Annotated in this window: 2 protein-coding genes; one reads left to right on the top strand and one right to left on the bottom strand. The window is 64.8% G+C overall.

The annotated features are described in order from the left end of the window. A partial coding sequence (locus tag DBR24_RS20370) for a LysR family transcriptional regulator (protein WP_256591690.1) occupies nt 1-768 on the top strand: 768 nt, incomplete at its 5' end. Nucleotides 769-983: 215 nt separating this feature from the next. On the opposite strand, the gene DBR24_RS20365 is transcribed toward DBR24_RS20370, so the two are convergent. Beyond that, nucleotides 984-1,967: methyl-accepting chemotaxis protein (locus DBR24_RS20365; RefSeq protein ID WP_146189088.1), on the bottom strand; the 984-nt coding region annotated here is incomplete at its 5' end.

Genomic DNA, 1,967 nt, shown 5'->3' with positions numbered 1-1,967 from the left:
CACACCCGCGCCGTGACCCCGACCGAGGCCGGGCGCCTGCTCGGCCACCACGCGCGGCTGCTGCTGGTGCAACTGGAGGAAGCCGAACAGGCCTTGCAGGAACAACAAAGCGAGCCCACCGGGCTGGTGCGGATCAACGCGCCAGTGGTGTTCGGCCAACGGCATCTGACGCCGTGGCTCGGCCAGTTGTGCGCGCGCTATCCGAAGCTGCAACTGGACATCCAGCAGACCGACCATTACGTCGACCCGTTGCAGGAAGGCGCCGACCTGCTGTTTCGCATCGGCGCGTTGCACGATTCGAGCATGCAGGCACGGATTCTCGCGCCGCACCGCTTTCAGGTCGCGGCCAGCCCGGCGTATCTCAAGCGCCACGGCACGCCGCAGAAACCTGAAGATCTCGCGCAACACCAGTGCCTGGCCTACAAAGGCGCGACCGGCCAGCAGCGCTGGTTTTTCCGTCAGGGTCAGGAGGACTGGACGCCGTACGCCGTCAAGGGACCGATCACCGGCAACCACGCCGACACCCTGACCCAGGCGGCCATGCAAGGGTTGGGGCTGGTGATGTTTCCGTCGTGGCTGATCGGTGAGGCGGTGCGCGAAGGCACGCTGGTGCCGGTGCTGGGGGACTATCAGGTGTCGAACAGTCTGGAGCCGCAGCAGATTGCGGTGCTGTGGCCGGGGAGCCGGCGGCTGTCGGTGAAGGTGCGAACGGTGATTGATTTCTTTGTCGAGTGCTTTGGCGAAGTGCCGTACTGGGACAGACCTTGAAGCTGAAAATCAAAAGCCCCTCACCCTAGCCCTCTCCCGGAGGGAGAGGGGACTGATTGGGGGATGCTGAAGAAACACACCGACCTGAACCGGTCTTGCCGAATCCATAATCGACCAAACCATTCAGGTCGATGCAGGAAGCAATACACTTCGGTCAGTCCCCTCTCCCTACGGGCGGTCCGACGTTTCGGGAGGGTCAGGGGCTTTTCAAGTGTTCAGATCCGGAACTGCCCCACCAGTTTGCCCAGCCGCTGCCCAAGCTCCGCCAGACTGCGCGAAGTCTGCGCACCCAACTGCGTCTCATCGGCCACGCTGTCCACCGCCACCGCAATCTGATGCACGCTGCGGTTGATTTCTTCCGCCACGGCGGTCTGTTCTTCGGCGGCACTGGCGATTTGCGCGTTCATCGAGTTGATCGTCGCGATCAGTTCCGCCATCGCATCCAGCGACGCCCCGGCCTGATTGGCCTGCGCCGAGGTGCCATCGCCCGCCTCGCTGGAACGGCGCATGGCCTCGACCGCCGACTGCGTGCCCGCCTGCAAGCGATCGATCATGCCCTGGATTTCCTGGGTGCTGATCTGCGTCCGGCTGGCCAGCGCCCGCACCTCGTCCGCCACCACCGCAAAGCCGCGCCCGGCCTCCCCGGCCCGCGCCGCTTCGATCGCGGCGTTGAGCGCCAGCAGGTTGGTCTGCTCGGCAATCGAGCGGATCACCCCGAGCACGCCGACAATCGACGACACGTCCTGTTGCAGGCTGTCGAGAGACACGCCGCTGCTGCGAATGTCATCCACCAGCGCATGAATCTGTTTGATGCTGCCGGCCACCACGCGTTTGGCGCTCTGGCCTTCTTCATCGGTCTGCTGGGCGGCGACGGCGGCGTTCTGCGCGCTCTTCGCCACCTCTTGGGCAGCGGCGGACATTTCATTGATCGCCGTGGCGACCTGATCGGTTTCGTGGCGCTGACGCTCCATCGCCTGGTCGGAGCGCTGGGCCTGATCCGACACCTGGGTCACCAGGCCGGTCAGTTGCGTGGTCATCTCGGTGATCTGCCGCACCAGGCCGTGGATCTTGTCGACGAAGCGGTTGAACGAGCCGGCCAGTTCACCGAGTTCGTCCTGGCTGGTGATGTTCAAGCGGCGGGTCAGATCGCCCTCGCCCGCCGCGATGTCATCGAGGTTGGCTTTCATCAGGGTCAGCGG

This window comes from Pseudomonas sp. HMWF006 (assembly GCF_003061205.1).
Lineage (GTDB): Bacteria > Pseudomonadota > Gammaproteobacteria > Pseudomonadales > Pseudomonadaceae > Aquipseudomonas > Aquipseudomonas monsensis.
This window is presented reverse-complemented; position numbering and strand designations above follow the sequence as displayed.